The 13,759-nt window shown below is 55.9% G+C and carries 19 protein-coding genes and 1 rRNA gene; 19 read left to right on the forward strand and 1 reads right to left on the reverse strand.

The window, feature by feature from the left end; genetic code table 11:
* Positions 1–496: ribosomal RNA gene (locus NZ960_00005) — 16S ribosomal RNA — on the reverse strand; the annotation flags it as partial.
* Positions 497–819: 323 nt separating this feature from the next.
* On the opposite strand from NZ960_00005, the gene fusA (NZ960_00010) reads away from it, so the two are divergent.
* The 19 genes from fusA (NZ960_00010) (at position 820) to rplE (ending at position 13,755) form a co-directional block, all read left to right on the forward strand.
* Positions 820–2,949 (forward strand): elongation factor G, encoded by a 2,130-nt coding sequence (gene fusA / locus NZ960_00010; GenBank protein ID MCS7176004.1) that lies wholly within the window; start codon positions 820–822, stop codon positions 2,947–2,949.
* 61 nt (positions 2,950–3,010) lie between these two features.
* Positions 3,011–3,418, forward strand: coding sequence for a 30S ribosomal protein S12 (gene rpsL, locus NZ960_00015; GenBank protein ID MCS7176005.1), 408 nt, complete (start codon positions 3,011–3,013; stop codon positions 3,416–3,418).
* A gap of 16 nt (positions 3,419–3,434) precedes the next feature.
* Positions 3,435–3,902: a 30S ribosomal protein S7 gene (rpsG, locus tag NZ960_00020; protein ID MCS7176006.1), complete on the forward strand. Its 468-nt coding sequence runs from the start codon at positions 3,435–3,437 to the stop codon at positions 3,900–3,902.
* 24 nt (positions 3,903–3,926) lie between these two features.
* Positions 3,927–6,005 carry an elongation factor G gene (gene fusA / locus NZ960_00025; GenBank protein MCS7176007.1) on the forward strand — a complete coding sequence of 693 codons (2,079 nt, stop codon included), beginning with the start codon at positions 3,927–3,929 and terminating at the stop codon, positions 6,003–6,005.
* 34 nt (positions 6,006–6,039) lie between these two features.
* Positions 6,040–7,248 carry an elongation factor Tu gene (gene tuf, locus NZ960_00030; protein ID MCS7176008.1) on the forward strand — a complete coding sequence of 403 codons (1,209 nt, stop codon included), beginning with the start codon at positions 6,040–6,042 and terminating at the stop codon, positions 7,246–7,248.
* 86 nt (positions 7,249–7,334) lie between these two features.
* Complete coding sequence (rpsJ, locus tag NZ960_00035; GenBank protein ID MCS7176009.1) at positions 7,335–7,637, forward strand: 30S ribosomal protein S10; 303 nt, start codon at positions 7,335–7,337, stop codon at positions 7,635–7,637.
* A gap of 3 nt (positions 7,638–7,640) precedes the next feature.
* A complete protein-coding gene (rplC, locus tag NZ960_00040) occupies positions 7,641–8,264 on the forward strand; it encodes a 50S ribosomal protein L3 (protein ID MCS7176010.1) in 624 nt (207 codons plus the stop codon).
* Positions 8,265–8,268: 4 nt separating this feature from the next.
* Complete coding sequence (rplD, locus tag NZ960_00045; GenBank protein ID MCS7176011.1) at positions 8,269–8,919, forward strand: 50S ribosomal protein L4; 651 nt, start codon at positions 8,269–8,271, stop codon at positions 8,917–8,919.
* Positions 8,903–9,217 (forward strand): 50S ribosomal protein L23, encoded by a 315-nt coding sequence (gene rplW / locus NZ960_00050; protein MCS7176012.1) that lies wholly within the window; start codon positions 8,903–8,905, stop codon positions 9,215–9,217. Before rplD ends, rplW begins: the two co-directional genes overlap by 17 nt.
* An 11-nt stretch (positions 9,218–9,228) precedes the next feature.
* Complete coding sequence (rplB, locus tag NZ960_00055) at positions 9,229–10,062, forward strand: 50S ribosomal protein L2 (GenBank protein ID MCS7176013.1); 834 nt, start codon at positions 9,229–9,231, stop codon at positions 10,060–10,062.
* A 3-nt stretch (positions 10,063–10,065) separates the two neighbouring features.
* Complete coding sequence (gene rpsS / locus NZ960_00060; GenBank protein ID MCS7176014.1) at positions 10,066–10,356, forward strand: 30S ribosomal protein S19; 291 nt, start codon at positions 10,066–10,068, stop codon at positions 10,354–10,356.
* An 11-nt stretch (positions 10,357–10,367) separates the two neighbouring features.
* Complete coding sequence (rplV, locus tag NZ960_00065) at positions 10,368–10,736, forward strand: 50S ribosomal protein L22 (GenBank protein ID MCS7176015.1); 369 nt, start codon at positions 10,368–10,370, stop codon at positions 10,734–10,736.
* A gap of 2 nt (positions 10,737–10,738) precedes the next feature.
* On the forward strand, positions 10,739–11,395 hold the full coding sequence (rpsC, locus tag NZ960_00070) for a 30S ribosomal protein S3 (protein ID MCS7176016.1): 657 nt from the start codon (positions 10,739–10,741) through the stop codon (positions 11,393–11,395).
* A gap of 3 nt (positions 11,396–11,398) precedes the next feature.
* Positions 11,399–11,824 carry a 50S ribosomal protein L16 gene (gene rplP / locus NZ960_00075; protein MCS7176017.1) on the forward strand — a complete coding sequence of 142 codons (426 nt, stop codon included), beginning with the start codon at positions 11,399–11,401 and terminating at the stop codon, positions 11,822–11,824.
* Positions 11,821–12,024 carry a 50S ribosomal protein L29 gene (gene rpmC, locus NZ960_00080; GenBank protein MCS7176018.1) on the forward strand — a complete coding sequence of 68 codons (204 nt, stop codon included), beginning with the start codon at positions 11,821–11,823 and terminating at the stop codon, positions 12,022–12,024. Before rplP ends, rpmC begins: the two co-directional genes overlap by 4 nt.
* A gap of 137 nt (positions 12,025–12,161) precedes the next feature.
* Positions 12,162–12,416 (forward strand): 30S ribosomal protein S17, encoded by a 255-nt coding sequence (rpsQ, locus tag NZ960_00085; GenBank protein ID MCS7176019.1) that lies wholly within the window; start codon positions 12,162–12,164, stop codon positions 12,414–12,416.
* Entirely contained in the window at positions 12,413–12,781 is a 369-nt protein-coding gene (gene rplN, locus NZ960_00090) for a 50S ribosomal protein L14 (GenBank protein ID MCS7176020.1), read from the forward strand. Before rpsQ ends, rplN begins: the two co-directional genes overlap by 4 nt.
* Positions 12,782–12,798: 17 nt before the next feature.
* The gene (gene rplX, locus NZ960_00095) at positions 12,799–13,122 is read left to right on the forward strand and encodes a 50S ribosomal protein L24 (protein MCS7176021.1); all 324 of its coding nucleotides are present in this window, start codon (positions 12,799–12,801) and stop codon (positions 13,120–13,122) included.
* A gap of 9 nt (positions 13,123–13,131) precedes the next feature.
* On the forward strand, positions 13,132–13,755 hold the full coding sequence (gene rplE, locus NZ960_00100; protein MCS7176022.1) for a 50S ribosomal protein L5: 624 nt from the start codon (positions 13,132–13,134) through the stop codon (positions 13,753–13,755).
* Positions 13,756–13,759 lie beyond the last annotated feature (4 nt).

Raw genomic sequence — 13,759 nt, forward strand, 5'->3', positions numbered from 1 at the left:
CCCTTCCTCTGGGGGTACTGTCCCAGGGGAGCTTTGCTCCCCCTTTCCTCCCCCCCGACAGCGGTTTACAAGGCATACGCCCCTTCTTCCCGCACGCGGCGTCGCTGCATCAGGCTTGTCGCCCATTGTGCAAGATTCCCCACTGCTGCCTCCCGTAGGAGTCCGGCCCGTGTCTCAGTGCCGGTGTGGCTGACCACCCTCTCAGGCCAGCTACCCGTCGTCGGCTTGGTAGGCCGTTACCCTACCAACTACCTGATAGGACGCAGGCCCATCCTCAGCCAAGTTTCCCCTTTGATCGGAAGGAACTTCCCCTCCCGACCTCATCTGCTATTAGCCCCAGTTTCCCGAGGTTATGGCAGGGCTGAGGGCAGGTTACCTACGCGTTACTCACCCGTGCGCCAGTGGCAGCAGAGGACGAACCTCTGCACCCCTTGACTTGCATGTGTTAGGCACGCCGCCAGCGTTCGTCCTGAGCCAGGATCAAACTCTCCGTACTATCTAGCAAGAGAGTACTCTCCCTCTGCCTTCTCCCTCAGGGCACCGTAGGTGCCGCTGCTCCCTGTTTTCAAAGAACGCTGCCCGCGTTGAATTGTCAACAGGGGTACAAAATTACAACGCCAAACGCTTTTATGCAACCCCCTCTCCAGGAAGTAAGGGGGATACCTCTCTCAACGGGCTACAAACTTACGAGTTTTCCTCCATTCTCTGGACGCCTCTAGTCGCCACCTAGTTATAGGCCTTAGCTCCCGGTCAAGTTGCTAACTTTGCAATCTATTTTACAATCACGCCTGTCTCACACCCCCGAAGGCATATCAAGCTATGCGTGAGGACACAGCAATCCGTGGAAAGTCGGCTCTGGAAATTCGCCAGATCCGCAACATTGGCATTTCGGCCCACATAGACTCCGGCAAAACGACCCTCAGCGAGCGCATTCTGTACTACACGGGGCGGATTCACCGAATCGAAGAGGTACGCAGCAAGACTGGCGGCGGACCCACGCTAGATTACATGGAGCTGGAGCGAGAGAAGGGCATCACCATCCAAGCGGCTGCAACGTACTGTAGCTGGAACCAGCACCACATCAACCTCATTGATACCCCTGGCCACGTTGATTTCACCGTCGAGGTGGAACGGGCACTTCGCGTGCTCGATGGTGCCATCCTCGTCCTCTGTGGCGTCGCAGGCGTCCAGAGCCAAACGATGACTGTGGACCGCCAGATGCAGCGGTATCGAGTCCCCCGACTTGCTTTCATCAACAAACTGGACCGTCCGGGTGCAAATCCCGACAAGGTCTTGCAGCAGATGCGCGAAAAGCTCCGCCATCGCCCCGCACTCATCACGATGCCCGTTGGGCTTGAGGATCGCTTCGAGGGAGTCATAGACCTCTTGAGACTCCGAATGCTCACCTTTGAAGGGCCCAACGGCGAGCACGTTGTAGAGCACGATATCCCTTCTGATCTGGTCGAAGAAGCACAGCGCCGCCGTCAGGAGCTCATCGAAACGGTTGCCGACGTTGACGATGCCATTGCAGAGAAATTCCTAGCCGATGAGCCGATTTCCACAGAAGAGCTTGTCGCCGCTATCCGGCGTGCCACACTCCGCCGTGAGCTGACCCCGGTGTACGTTGGCTCAGCTAAGACGAACCGGGGCGTACAACCACTGCTGGATGGCGTCTGCTTGTTCCTCCCTAGCCCTCTGGACGTCGCCTACGAAGCAATTGACCGGGACACAGGGCAGAGCGTTCCCCTCTCTCCTGACCCGGAACTGCCCTTAGTTGCCCTCGCTTTCAAGCTGGAGGACGGGAAGTACGGGCAGTTGACGTACATCCGCATCTACCAGGGCACTCTTCGCAAAGGAGACACAATAGTCAACGCGTCCAACGGCCGCAAGACGCGTGTCCCTCGAATCGGACGCATCCATGCAGATCAGCTCCACGACATTGAGATCGCTGCTGCCGGCGATATCGTGGCCGTCTTCGGTGTAGAGTGTGCCAGCGGTGACACGTTCACAGATGGACAGCTCAACGTCACCTTGACGGGGATGTATCTGCCTACCCCTGTCATGGAGCTGGCCGTAACCCCCAAAGACCGTAACAAGTATGCCAACTTCGCTAAGGCCCTTAGCCGCTTTACCAAAGAAGATCCTACCTTCCAAGTGGCCCGTGACGAGGAGACGGGGCAAACCCTCATCCGTGGCATGGGCGAGTTACACCTTGAGATCTACATAGAGCGCATGCGCCGCGAATACGATTGCGAGGTCGAGGTAGGGCGCCCCCAGGTAGCCTATCGAGAAACCATCACCCAACGGGCTGAGTTCAACTACCTCCACAAGAAGCAAACCGGTGGCGCTGGGCAGTTTGCTCGCGTAGCAGGCTACATTGAGCCAATCCCCCTGGAGAGTGGGATCAGCTACGAATTCGTGGATCAGATCGTCGGCGGAGCGATTGCACGTGAGTTCATTCCAGCATGCGACAAAGGCTTCCAGGAAGCTCTCCAACGAGGCCCCCTCATCGGAAAGCCCGTTGTAGGGGTCCGTGTCGTCCTCAATGATGGGCAGACACATCCTGTAGACTCTTCGGAGCTCGCCTTCAAGATTGCCTCGGTGGCTGCATTTCGAGAAGCCTATGAGCGTGCCAACCCGATCGTGTTGGAGCCGATTATGAAGCTAGAAGTCTCCGTACCTGAGGAGTTCCAGGGAGCCGTCATTGGTCAGATCAACCAGAGGCGTGGGGTTATTACGAATACCACGATCGATAACGGCTACGCGATTATCGAGGCAGAGGTCCCCTTAGCAGAGATGTTTGGCTACTCTACCGACCTGCGAAGCGCAACGCAAGGAAAGGGTGAGTTCACGATGGAGTTCCTGCGCTACGCTCCAGTACCACGCTCTATCCAGGAAGAGCTTGTACGAGAGTACCGAAAGCGTCAAGCTCTTGAAAGAGCTGCGTAGGTTGCTCTTTAGTCTTGTAAATTTGCAGGCTCGTTCGGTCTTCCTACAGCAGGGGTAAGCGGTGCCAACGATTCAACAACTTATCCGGCTAGGCCGAGAGCGGGTACAGAGAAAGAGCAAGTCCCCCGCCCTCCAGGGATGTCCCCAAAAACGTGGGGTCTGTATCCGTGTGTATACGACTACGCCCAAAAAACCAAACTCAGCGCTCCGCAAAGTCGCCAAAGTACGGTTGAGCAACGGCGTGGAGGTTATCGCTTACATCCCGGGCGAAGGGCACAACCTGCAAGAACATTCTATCGTTCTCGTGCGTGGTGGACGCGTTAAAGACCTCCCAGGCGTGAGATACCATATCATCCGCGGCACTCTTGATACCCAAGGAGTAGAAGGCCGACGCCAAGGCCGTTCCAAGTACGGTACCAAACGTCCCAAAGCACCTGCAGCAGCAAAGGCGACAGCGAAAGCGAAGTAGCAAAGAAGGTCAGACCATGCGCCGAAGACGCGCAGAAAAACGCATCATTGACCCTGATCCCGTCTATGGGGATAGGATGGTTGCAAAGTTCATCAACGTGATCATGCGCGATGGCAAAAAGAGCATCGCACGCCGAATTGTCTACGAAGCTTTCGATATCATCCGCGAGCGTACGCGGAAGGATCCACTTGAGATCTTCCGCAAGGCCATCGCTAACGTGGCTCCGGTTGTCGAAGTCCGCTCCCGCCGTATCGGGGGAGCGAACTACCAGATTCCAATGGAGGTCCGAGAAGATCGCCGGATTGCGTTAGCAATGCGCTGGATTAAACAGTATGCTCGTGAGCGCCGGGATAAGTCCATGGCCCTCAAGTTAGCTGCAGAACTCATTGCAGCAGCGAATGGTGAAGGCAATGCTGTTCGCAAGCGCGACGAAGTCCACCGCATGGCCGAGGCAAACCGTGCATTTGCACACTATCGGTGGTGAACGAGTGGCAACAACCTGAAAGAGATGCCCCGCCGTGTCCCTATAGAGCAACTCCGTAACATTGGCATCATTGCCCACATCGATGCCGGGAAGACGACGACTACGGAGCGCATCCTCTACTACACCGGGCTCATCCATCGGATGGGCGAAGTCGATGAGGGGACGGCGTTTACGGACTACATGGAGCAAGAGAAAGAGCGAGGGATCACAATTACCTCTGCCGCTGTCACCTGCTTCTGGAGAGAGCATCAGATCAACATCATCGACACTCCGGGCCATGTGGACTTCACAGCAGAAGTCCAACGCTCCCTTAGAGTTCTCGATGGGGCCGTTGTGGTCTTCTGTGGTGTAGCTGGTGTTCAGCCTCAATCAGAGGCTGTATGGCACCATGCTGACCGCTATGGAGTCCCCCGAATTGCGTACATTAACAAGATGGACCGTGTGGGGGCAAACTTCGCTCGTGCCCTGGAACAAATTCAACAACGCCTAAAGGCTCGCCCTGTAGCCATCCAGATCCCGTATGGGGAAGGGCCTTCCTTTGCTGGCGTCATCGACCTCATTTCGAGTCAACTCTACGTGTTTGATCCTGAGACATATGGGACACGGTATACAGCCTTGCCAATCCCTGAGGAGTACCAAGAAGAGGTCCAGTACTATCGCGAGCGCCTCTTGGAAGCTATAGCAGAGGTTGATGACAGCATTCTGGAGGCTTACGTCTCGGGGACAACACCATCCTCAGAAGATGTTCGCTCAGCACTGCGAATTGGGACTTTGCACCGACAGTTTGTCCCTGTCTGCTGCGGTTCCTCACTCCGAAACATTGGGGTACAGCTCCTTCTAGATGCGATTATTGACTATCTCCCGTCGCCGGCAGATATCGGTGCAATCCGCGGTTATACGGTGGATGGTACGGGAGAGGTTGAGCGTCTACCGACAGACGATACGCCGACTGCAGCTCTCTGCTTCAAAGTCCTGAGCGATCCATATGTTGGGCGCCTGAGTTTCCTACGGCTATATTCCGGAACGCTCGAGCAAGGGCAATCCCTCTTGAATCCGGCCGCGAAGAAGCAAGAGCGGCTGCATAAGCTCTTGCGCATGTATGCGAATCGGCGTGAGGAAATAACGGAAGCCTATGCTGGCGACATCATAGCTGTTCCAGGTTTGCGATGGACTAAGACAGGTGATACGCTTTGTGATCCACACTACCCTCTCGTCTTTGAGCCGATTCTCTTCTCTCCGCCTGTCATCAACCAAGCCATTGAAGCACGGAGTGCGGCGGACGTCGATCGCCTCATAGAAGCTCTGCAACGCCTCGCTGATGAAGACCCCACCTTCTACTACCGAGCAGACGAAGAGACGGGCCAGATCCTTATCAGCGGTGTCGGCGAGCTCCATCTAGAAATCCTCGTAGAGCGCCTACAGCGGGAATTCGGTATCCCTGTCAAAGTTGGACGCCCATACGTCAGCTACCGTGAGACCATCACACAAACCGTCCGCCAAGAGGGGAGGTTTGTACGCTCAACCCAAGGTGGAGCCTACAGCCACTATGGACATGTGGTCCTGGAGCTAAGCCCAGGGGGCCGTAACAGCGACATTACCTTTGAAAACGCCTTGACAGAGCCTGCCATACCCCCCTCATTCATCCCGGCCATAGAACGAGCGATCCGGCAAGCCGCCGCAGCAGGTCCTGTTGCAGGATATCCAGTCGTGGATGTTGTCGTCCGCCTCGTTGGAGGTTCCTACCGTGAAGGAGAATCCTCTGAGGCAGATTACCAAGCAGCTGCAACACTGGCCTTCCGTGAAGGGATAGCTCGAGCACGCCCAGTACTGTTAGAACCCTTGATGCAAGTAGAGGTACTCACTCCAGAAGAGGCTCTCGGCGACGTGCTCGCGGATCTAAATATGCGCCGCGGTCGGATCGAGAGCGTCCAACTTCAGGGCTGCCTCCATCAGATACGCGCATTCGTGCCACTAGCGGAAATGTTCGGATACGTCACCCAATTGAGGTCCCTAACGCAGGGGCGCGGATCGTATACAATGCTCTTCTCGCATTATGAGCCCGTACCACACAAGGTGACGGCAGGCGAGAAGGTATTGGCATAGTTTTAGGTTTGTCGGAACAACGATCGGTATACCAATGGCGAAGGAGCGATTTGAGCGCACGAAGCCGCACGTTAACGTCGGGACTATTGGCCATGTTGACCACGGAAAAACGACCTTGACCGCTGCCATCACAATGGCGCTGGCGAAGAAGGGGTTATCACAGCCACGAACGTTTGAGTCCATTGACAATGCCCCCGAAGAGCGCATGCGGGGCATCACAATTAACACTGCCCACGTGGAATACCAGACAGAGAAGCGCCACTACGCGCATGTAGACTGTCCAGGGCATGCAGACTATATCAAGAACATGATCACTGGGGCCGCCCAGATGGACGGAGCTATTCTTGTTGTGGCGGCTACTGATGGTCCCATGCCCCAGACGCGGGAGCACATCTTGCTGGCACGTCAGGTTGGTGTTCCCTCCATCGTGGTTTTCCTGAACAAAGTCGATGCTGCAGATCCCGAGCTCATCGACCTTGTAGAGTTAGAAGTCCGGGAATTGCTGAGCAAATACGGGTTTCCTGGCGACGAAATCCCCGTCATCCGGGGCTCTGCATTGAAGGCAATGGAAGCTGGATTAGATCCGAACACAACAGCCGACGATCCACGCTTTCAGTGCATCTGGGAGTTGCTGGATGCTATAGACAACTACATTCCCCTGCCACAACGGGAGATCGATAAGCCCTTCCTGATGCCAATAGAAGATGTCTTCTCTATCACCGGTCGTGGGACAGTCGTAACCGGTCGGATCGAACGCGGCGTTGTGCGTCTTAACGACGAGGTGGAGGTCATCGGCTTCGGAATGCACAAGAAGACCGTGGTCACTGGCATTGAGATGTTCCGGAAGGTTCTGGACGAAGGACAGGCAGGAGATAACGTTGGACTACTCCTCCGCGGAGTAGATAAGGATGAAGTCGAACGGGGAATGGTTGTCGCTAAACCAGGCTCCATCACGCCGCACCATAAGTTCCATGCCCAAGTCTATGTGCTCACAAAGGAAGAAGGAGGACGACATACTCCCTTCTTCAGTGGTTACCGTCCTCAGTTCTACTTCCGAACCACTGATGTCACCGGAACTATCCATCTCCCACCTGGAGTAGAGATGGTCATGCCCGGTGACAATGTAGATGGTATGCTGATCGAACTCATCAGCCCCGTGGCTATGGAAGAGGGGCTACGCTTCGCGATTCGTGAAGGTGGCCGCACGGTTGGTGCTGGCGTAGTAACGAAGATCGTGGAGTAGAATCACGTCCTCGTAGCGGGGGCAGCCCATCTGCTGCCCCCGCTGTATCTCGTTTGCGAGTGAAACCTATCCGTGTACAGCAGAGGATGGAGCGGATCCGTATCAAGCTGAAATCGTACGATCACGTTCTGATTGAGCGCTCCGCTGAGCGCATCGTCCGAACGGTGAAACAGACAGGGGCTGTCGTCTCTGGTCCCATCCCACTCCCAACCGAGCGGACGCTTTTCAGCGTCAACCGCTCTCCTCACATAGACAAGGAATCCCAGGAGCAGTTTGAGATCCGCATCCACAAGCGCCTCATTGACATCTATAATGCCTCACCTCGCACAGTCGAAGCTCTCATGCGGCTCGAATTGCCCGCCGGTGTTGATGTAGAAGTCAAGGTGTAGGTAATGACGAGCATACTACTAGGCAAGAAGCTCGGCATGACCCAGATGGCGCTCCCTGATGGGCGCGTCGTGGCGTGCACCGTCATAGAAGCAGGGCCTTGCCCCGTTGTTCTGCTACGAACTCGCGAGCGCGATGGTTACGAAGCTGTCCAACTGGGTTTTGAACCTCTTCCGAAGCGTAAGCTCACAAAACCACTGCAAGGACTCTTCTCTCGGTCAGGAGTAGACCCAGTCCGATACCTGAAGGAGTTCCGTGTCCCGATTAGCTCTTACCGCATAGGTCAACTCCTCACAGTCGAGCAATTCACTCCGGGGGATAAGGTCAAGATATCGGGCTACAGCAAAGGCCGAGGCTTCCAAGGTGTCGTCAAGCGACACGGCTTCGGTGGTGTTGGCATGGCGACTCATGGACAGCACAATCGCGAACGTGCCCCAGGCTCGATCGGCTCCTCCTCTTTCCCCTCGCGAGTGCTCAAGGGACTCCGAATGGCAGGTCGCATGGGGAACCAACGGGTAACGATCCGAAACCTGGAAGTCCTCAAAGTTATTCCCGAACACAACTTGCTGCTCGTCAAAGGCGCTGTCCCTGGACCGGTTAACGGATTGGTGGAAATCGTCAAGCTCTAAAGCCATGGTTGTTGATCTATGGGACAAGAGTGGGACTGTCATCGGGCAAGTGGAATTGCCTGACAGCATCTTCGGGATTGAGCCGCATGAGCATGCCCTCTACTTAGCTGTCCGGGCATTCTTAGCCAACCACCGCCAGGGAACCCACAAAGTCAAGACTCGTGCAGAAGTGCGTGGCGGCGGTCGGAAGCCATGGCGTCAGAAGGGCACTGGACGGGCTCGCCATGGCTCTATCCGCTCTCCCCTCTGGGTCGGTGGAGGGAAAGTGCATGGCCCCCGGCCCCGCGACTACACCCTCGAGCTTCCCAAGAAAGTCAAGCGACTAGCCCGTAAATCTGCGCTCTCTCTCCGAGCTCACGAGGGGAACCTCATCGTAGTACAGGACTTCACTCTGGAGCAGATCAAGACAAAGCTGATGGTAGAGGTGCTCCGCAACCTGCAGCTAGACAAGGCAAAGACCCTGATCCTCTTGCCCCAGGTCGATGAAACGATCGTCTACTCAGCCCGCAATCTCCCACTGGTGACGACGATGCTGGCCCCACAGGCCTCGGCCTATCATATCCTGGCCCATCAGAAGTTACTACTCTTCCGTGGTGCCATTGAACCATTGGTAGCCTCCTTCGGCGAGGAGTACAGCCATGTGGAACATTCTTAAGCGCCCCATCATTACAGAGAAGGCCCTCAAGCTCCAAGCGCAGCGTCAGTATGTCTTTGAGGTTGATCCGAAGGCTAACAAGCTACAAATCAAGCAGGCCATAGAGCAGCTCTTCGAGGTCAAGGTCGAAAGTGTTCGGACCGTCCGCATCAAGGGCAAGCGACGAGTTCGGTTCATCCGTGGCCATCGTATCGAAGGCCGTCTCCCCAACCGGAAGAAAGCGTATGTGACTCTCCGGGAGGGCTACCATATCGACCTCGTCGAAGGTCAACCAACGCAGGCAGAGAGCACTACGTAGGTCTAGGAACCATGGGAATTCGAGTCTTGAAACCTATCACACCAGGTACGCGCTTCTATTCAGTGAGTACCTTTGAAGAGCTCACCACTGACCGTCCCTTCAAGCCCCTCTTACAACCTCTCAAAAGCACAGGTGGGCGGAACAACCTGGGGCGTATCACTTCTCGTCACCGTGGCGGCCGCCACAAGCGACGCTACCGCATCATTGACTTCAAGCGCAACAAGATTGGGATCCCAGCCCGAGTCCTTACCATCGAGTATGACCCTAACCGCTCGGCGCGGATTGCCTTAGTCCAGTACGAAGATGGAGAGTATCGCTACATCCTTGCCCCCGAGGGGCTTAAAGTAGGTGACACGATAGAGTCTGGTCCTCAGGCTGAGATCAAGGTTGGGAATGCCCTCCCGCTCTACCGAATCCCCCCCGGGACACTGATTCATAACATAGAGCTCAAGCCCGGTAAGGGCGGGCAGCTAGTTCGGAGCGCTGGAACTGCAGCCCAGCTTATGGGGTGTGAAGGTAAATACGCCATCGTCAAGCTCCCCTCTGGAGAAATGCGGCAGATTCTCTCTCACTGCATGGCAACAATCGGGCAAGTTAGCAATCCCGATCACGAGAACATTTCGTACGGCAAAGCAGGTCGCCTGCGCTGGCTTGGGGTCCGCCCGCAGACCAGAGGGATCGCTATGAACCCAGTAGACCACCCGAATGGTGGAGGCGAAGGGCGCTCCAAGTCCGGCGGTGGCCGTCAACACCCTGAGTCTCCTTGGGGCCAATTGGCGAAGGGCCTCAAGACTCGAAAGAAGAACAAGCAGTCGGACAAGTACATCTTGCGGCGGCGTAAGTAAGTCATGGCACGCTCGCTGAAGAAAGGGCCATACGTTCATCCCAAACTCCTCAAGAAAGTCCGCCAACTCAACGCCTCTGGGGAGAAGCGCGTCATCAAGACATGGTCCCGTGCTTCGATGATCCTCCCAGAGTTCGTAGGGCATACCTTCGCCGTGCACAACGGCAATAAGTTCATCCCTGTCTACGTAACGGAAAACATGGTTGGCCATCGGTTAGGGGAATTTGCGCCGACCCGAACCTACCGTGGCCACTCTGGCCACCGGAAGGAACAGCGAACGGCTACCCGCAAGTAAGGAGCATGGCCATGGAAGCACGTGCTGTGGCTCGGTACCTTCGCTGCTCGCCGCGGAAGATGCGACTCGTTGTGGACATGATTCGCTACAAAACCGCTGCAGAAGCACTGAGCCTGCTGCGTCTCTCTCCGAAGCGTGCAGCCCGATATGCCGAGAAGGTCCTACGGTCAGCGCTGGCAAACCTCGCCGCCCAACAGGACAACGTCTCTATTGACCCTGCCGATGTGGTCATCACTCGGGCATACGTCGACCCAGGCCCAATGTTCAAGCGCATTCTCCCTGCACCTATGGGCCGGGCATACTGGATTCGTCGGCGGACGAATCATCTAACTCTCGTCGTGAAGCTCCTTAAGGATGTCTCAGTAGCACAGCGGTCGTAGCCGTGGGACAGAAAGTCCATCCCATTGGATTTCGGCTCGGGATTACCCGGGAGTGGGACGCCTACTGGTTCGACGAGAAGAAGTTCGCGGAGAAGCTCCATGAAGACATCCGGCTGCGCTCCTACCTCAAGCAGCGCCTCAAACATGCTGGCGTCTCACGGATCGTGATTGAACGCACTGGCAAAGCAATCACGATTACGATCCACAGCTCCCGCCCTGGTGTCATCATTGGGCGCTCAGGTAAGGACATTGCCCAGCTTGAGGAAGAGCTACGGCATCTGACAGGCGGGAAAGAGGTCCGAGTTCGAATTTCGGAGATCAAGCGTCCAGAACTTGACGCCCAGCTAGTAGCAGAAAACATTGCCCAGCAGATCGAGAACCGGATCTCTTTCCGCAGAGCTATGAAACAAGCTGTCGCAGCCGCCATGCGCATGGGTGCCGAAGGTATCCGTATCAAGTGCTCAGGCCGTCTCGGTGGTGCTGAGATGTCGCGAAAAGAACAGTACCTGGAAGGCCGTGTACCCCTCCAGACACTACGAGCCGACATCGACTATGGGTTTGCTACTGCTTACACGATTTACGGCACTATTGGCGTCAAAGTATGGATTTGCCGTGGAGAAGTCTTACAGCGCCGTTCAGCTCGTGAGCGAGGGAGCTAAGCCATGTTGATGCCACGACGACCGCGGTACCGGAAAACGCAGCGAGGGCGTGTCCGCGGCAAGAGCTTCCGTGGTGCCATCCTAGCATTCGGCTCCTACGGATTGAAAGCCATTGAGGGAGGCTGGGTAACCGCCCAGCAGTTGGAGGCCGCTCGTATTGCCATCAGCCGCCACCTAAAGCGAGGTGGGAAGATCTGGATTCGGGTCTTTCCCGATAAGCCCGTAACGAAAAAACCCTTAGAGACTCGCATGGGCGGTGGTAAAGGGAGTCCCGAGCTCTGGGTAGCTGTCGTCAAGCGCGGACGGATCCTGTTTGAGGTAGACGGTGTCTCTCGGGAAGCAGCCCACGAAGCACTACGGTTAGCTTCGCACAAGCTTCCGCTCAAGACGAAGGTCGTAGAACGATTGGAGCTCGCAACGACGCCATGAAACCCCGAAAAGCTGCAGAGCTTCGACAGCTCACCACAGAAGAGCTCCGCCAATTACTACGCGAAACGGAACGGACCTTGCAGACGCTCCGCTTCCAACACGCCCTCAAGCAATTAGAAAATGTCGCTGCCCTTCGGACCCTGCGAAAAGACATCGCACGTATTAAAACCATCCTGCACGAACGTGGGGTTCATACATAAACAAAGAAGAAGCCAAAGCTATGGAACAGGCACTCCACATAGCAGAATCACCTGAACCGACGGTACTTAGTGAAGAACACCCACAGGTAGCCCAACCCTCCCCCACACAGGCTAAGCGATACGGTAGGCGGAGGGTTCTGATCGGACGCGTAGTCAGTAACAAAGCGAACAAGACCATCGTCGTCACGATCGAGCGCGATGTCATGCATCCGCTTTACAAGAAGACCTACAAGCGGACGACAAAGGTCATGGCTCACGACGAACATAATCAGTGCCAAATCGGCGACCTCGTCAAAGTCGTTGAGTGGCGTCCCTTAAGCCGGAGGAAGCGCTGGATGTTGGTAGAGATCTTGCAGCGGTCGCACCAACAGCCGAGTGCGGAGGAGCTATGATCCAGCAGGAATCCAACTTGGTTGTGGCAGATAACTCTGGTGCAAAGGTTGTGCGGTGTATTCGTGTGCTCGGCGGCAGTAGCCGACGCTATGGGAGTGTTGGAGATGTGATCGTTGTGTCCATCAAATCCGCCGTTCCTCACTCGGGGGTCAAAAAGGGGGAGGTCCACAAAGCCGTCATTGTGCGTACGCGCAAGGAAATCCGCCGCAAGGACGGTACCTATGTTCGCTTTGACGATAATGCCGTGGTCCTCCTCACTCCCGCAGGTGAGCCCCGGGGTACCCGAGTCTTTGGCCCCGTGGCTCGAGAGCTGCGGGAGAAAAACTTCATGAAGATCATCTCGCTAGCCCCAGAAGTTGTCTAAAGCCTGCAGACTGCACCATGGCACTGAAGATCAAGCGAGGAGACACAGTCATGGTGATCGCCGGAAACGACAAAGGCAAAATCGGCAAAGTGCTAGCAGTCTATCCCAAGAAGATGCGAGTCCTCGTAGAGGGAGTCAACGTGCGCAAAAAGCACGTACGGCCTAGCCCACGATACCCGCAGGGCGGGATCATCAGCAAAGAAATGCCTATCCATTACTCCAACGTCATGTTGGTAGACAGCAACGGCCGCCCTACGCGGGTCAGTATCCGACGAGTGGAACGCGATGGCAAAATCGTTCGAGTCCGAATAGCGAAGACCACAGGCGAGGAAATTCCGTAGAGCGGGACCATGGCACGTGTGAAGCGGAAGGTGATTGAGTTCAAACCTGAAGGGCCACGATTGGAAGAGTATACCGGTCCAGTCCCCCCACCGCGGTTGTGGCTGTACTACAAGGAGCACATCGTGCCTACTCTGATGAAGCGCTTCGGCTACCGATCTGTCATGCAGGTGCCGAGGCTAGAGAAGATTGTCATCAACATGGGAGTAGGACGTGCCACGCAGGACATCCGAATCCTGCAGGAGGCCTTCAATCATCTGGAGCTCATAGCTGGTCAGCGCCCGGTAGTTACGTACGCTCGGAAATCCATCGCAAACTTCAAGCTACGTGCCGGAATGCCGATCGGCTGCATGGTAACTCTGCGGCGTGCCCGAATGTACGAGTTTTTGGATCGCTTCATCAACATCGCTGTCCCTCGCATCCGAGACTTTCGTGGCTTCCCTGACCGAAGCTTTGACGGGCGCGGTAACTACACTGTCGGCATCAAAGAGCAGATCATCTTTCCAGAGATTGACGTGGACAAAGTCAACCACATTCTCGGCATGGACATTACGTTCGTCACAACGGCACCAACTGACGAAGAAGCGTATGTCTTGCTCAGTGAATTCGGCTTCCCGTTCCAAAAGCGTAGCTGAAGAC

The organism is Candidatus Kapaibacterium sp. (assembly GCA_025059875.1).
GTDB lineage: Bacteria > Bacteroidota > Ignavibacteria > Kapaibacteriales > HRBIN21 > HRBIN21.

Coding starts and splice junctions, on each gene's coding strand:
- rplE (MCS7176022.1), top strand. CDS start 13,132: ATGGCACGTGTGAAGCGGAAGGTGATTGAGTTCAAACCTGAAGGGCCA.
- rpsS (MCS7176014.1), top strand. CDS start 10,066: ATGGCACGCTCGCTGAAGAAAGGGCCATACGTTCATCCCAAACTCCTC.
- rplN (MCS7176020.1), top strand. CDS start 12,413: ATGATCCAGCAGGAATCCAACTTGGTTGTGGCAGATAACTCTGGTGCA.
- fusA (MCS7176004.1), top strand. CDS start 820: ATGCGTGAGGACACAGCAATCCGTGGAAAGTCGGCTCTGGAAATTCGC.
- rplX (MCS7176021.1), top strand. CDS start 12,799: ATGGCACTGAAGATCAAGCGAGGAGACACAGTCATGGTGATCGCCGGA.
- rpsJ (MCS7176009.1), top strand. CDS start 7,335: ATGGAGCGGATCCGTATCAAGCTGAAATCGTACGATCACGTTCTGATT.
- rplV (MCS7176015.1), top strand. CDS start 10,368: ATGGAAGCACGTGCTGTGGCTCGGTACCTTCGCTGCTCGCCGCGGAAG.
- fusA (MCS7176007.1), top strand. CDS start 3,927: ATGCCCCGCCGTGTCCCTATAGAGCAACTCCGTAACATTGGCATCATT.
- tuf (MCS7176008.1), top strand. CDS start 6,040: ATGGCGAAGGAGCGATTTGAGCGCACGAAGCCGCACGTTAACGTCGGG.
- rplB (MCS7176013.1), top strand. CDS start 9,229: ATGGGAATTCGAGTCTTGAAACCTATCACACCAGGTACGCGCTTCTAT.
- rpmC (MCS7176018.1), top strand. CDS start 11,821: ATGAAACCCCGAAAAGCTGCAGAGCTTCGACAGCTCACCACAGAAGAG.
- rplP (MCS7176017.1), top strand. CDS start 11,399: ATGTTGATGCCACGACGACCGCGGTACCGGAAAACGCAGCGAGGGCGT.
- rpsG (MCS7176006.1), top strand. CDS start 3,435: ATGCGCCGAAGACGCGCAGAAAAACGCATCATTGACCCTGATCCCGTC.
- rplC (MCS7176010.1), top strand. CDS start 7,641: ATGACGAGCATACTACTAGGCAAGAAGCTCGGCATGACCCAGATGGCG.
- rplW (MCS7176012.1), top strand. CDS start 8,903: ATGTGGAACATTCTTAAGCGCCCCATCATTACAGAGAAGGCCCTCAAG.
- rplD (MCS7176011.1), top strand. CDS start 8,269: ATGGTTGTTGATCTATGGGACAAGAGTGGGACTGTCATCGGGCAAGTG.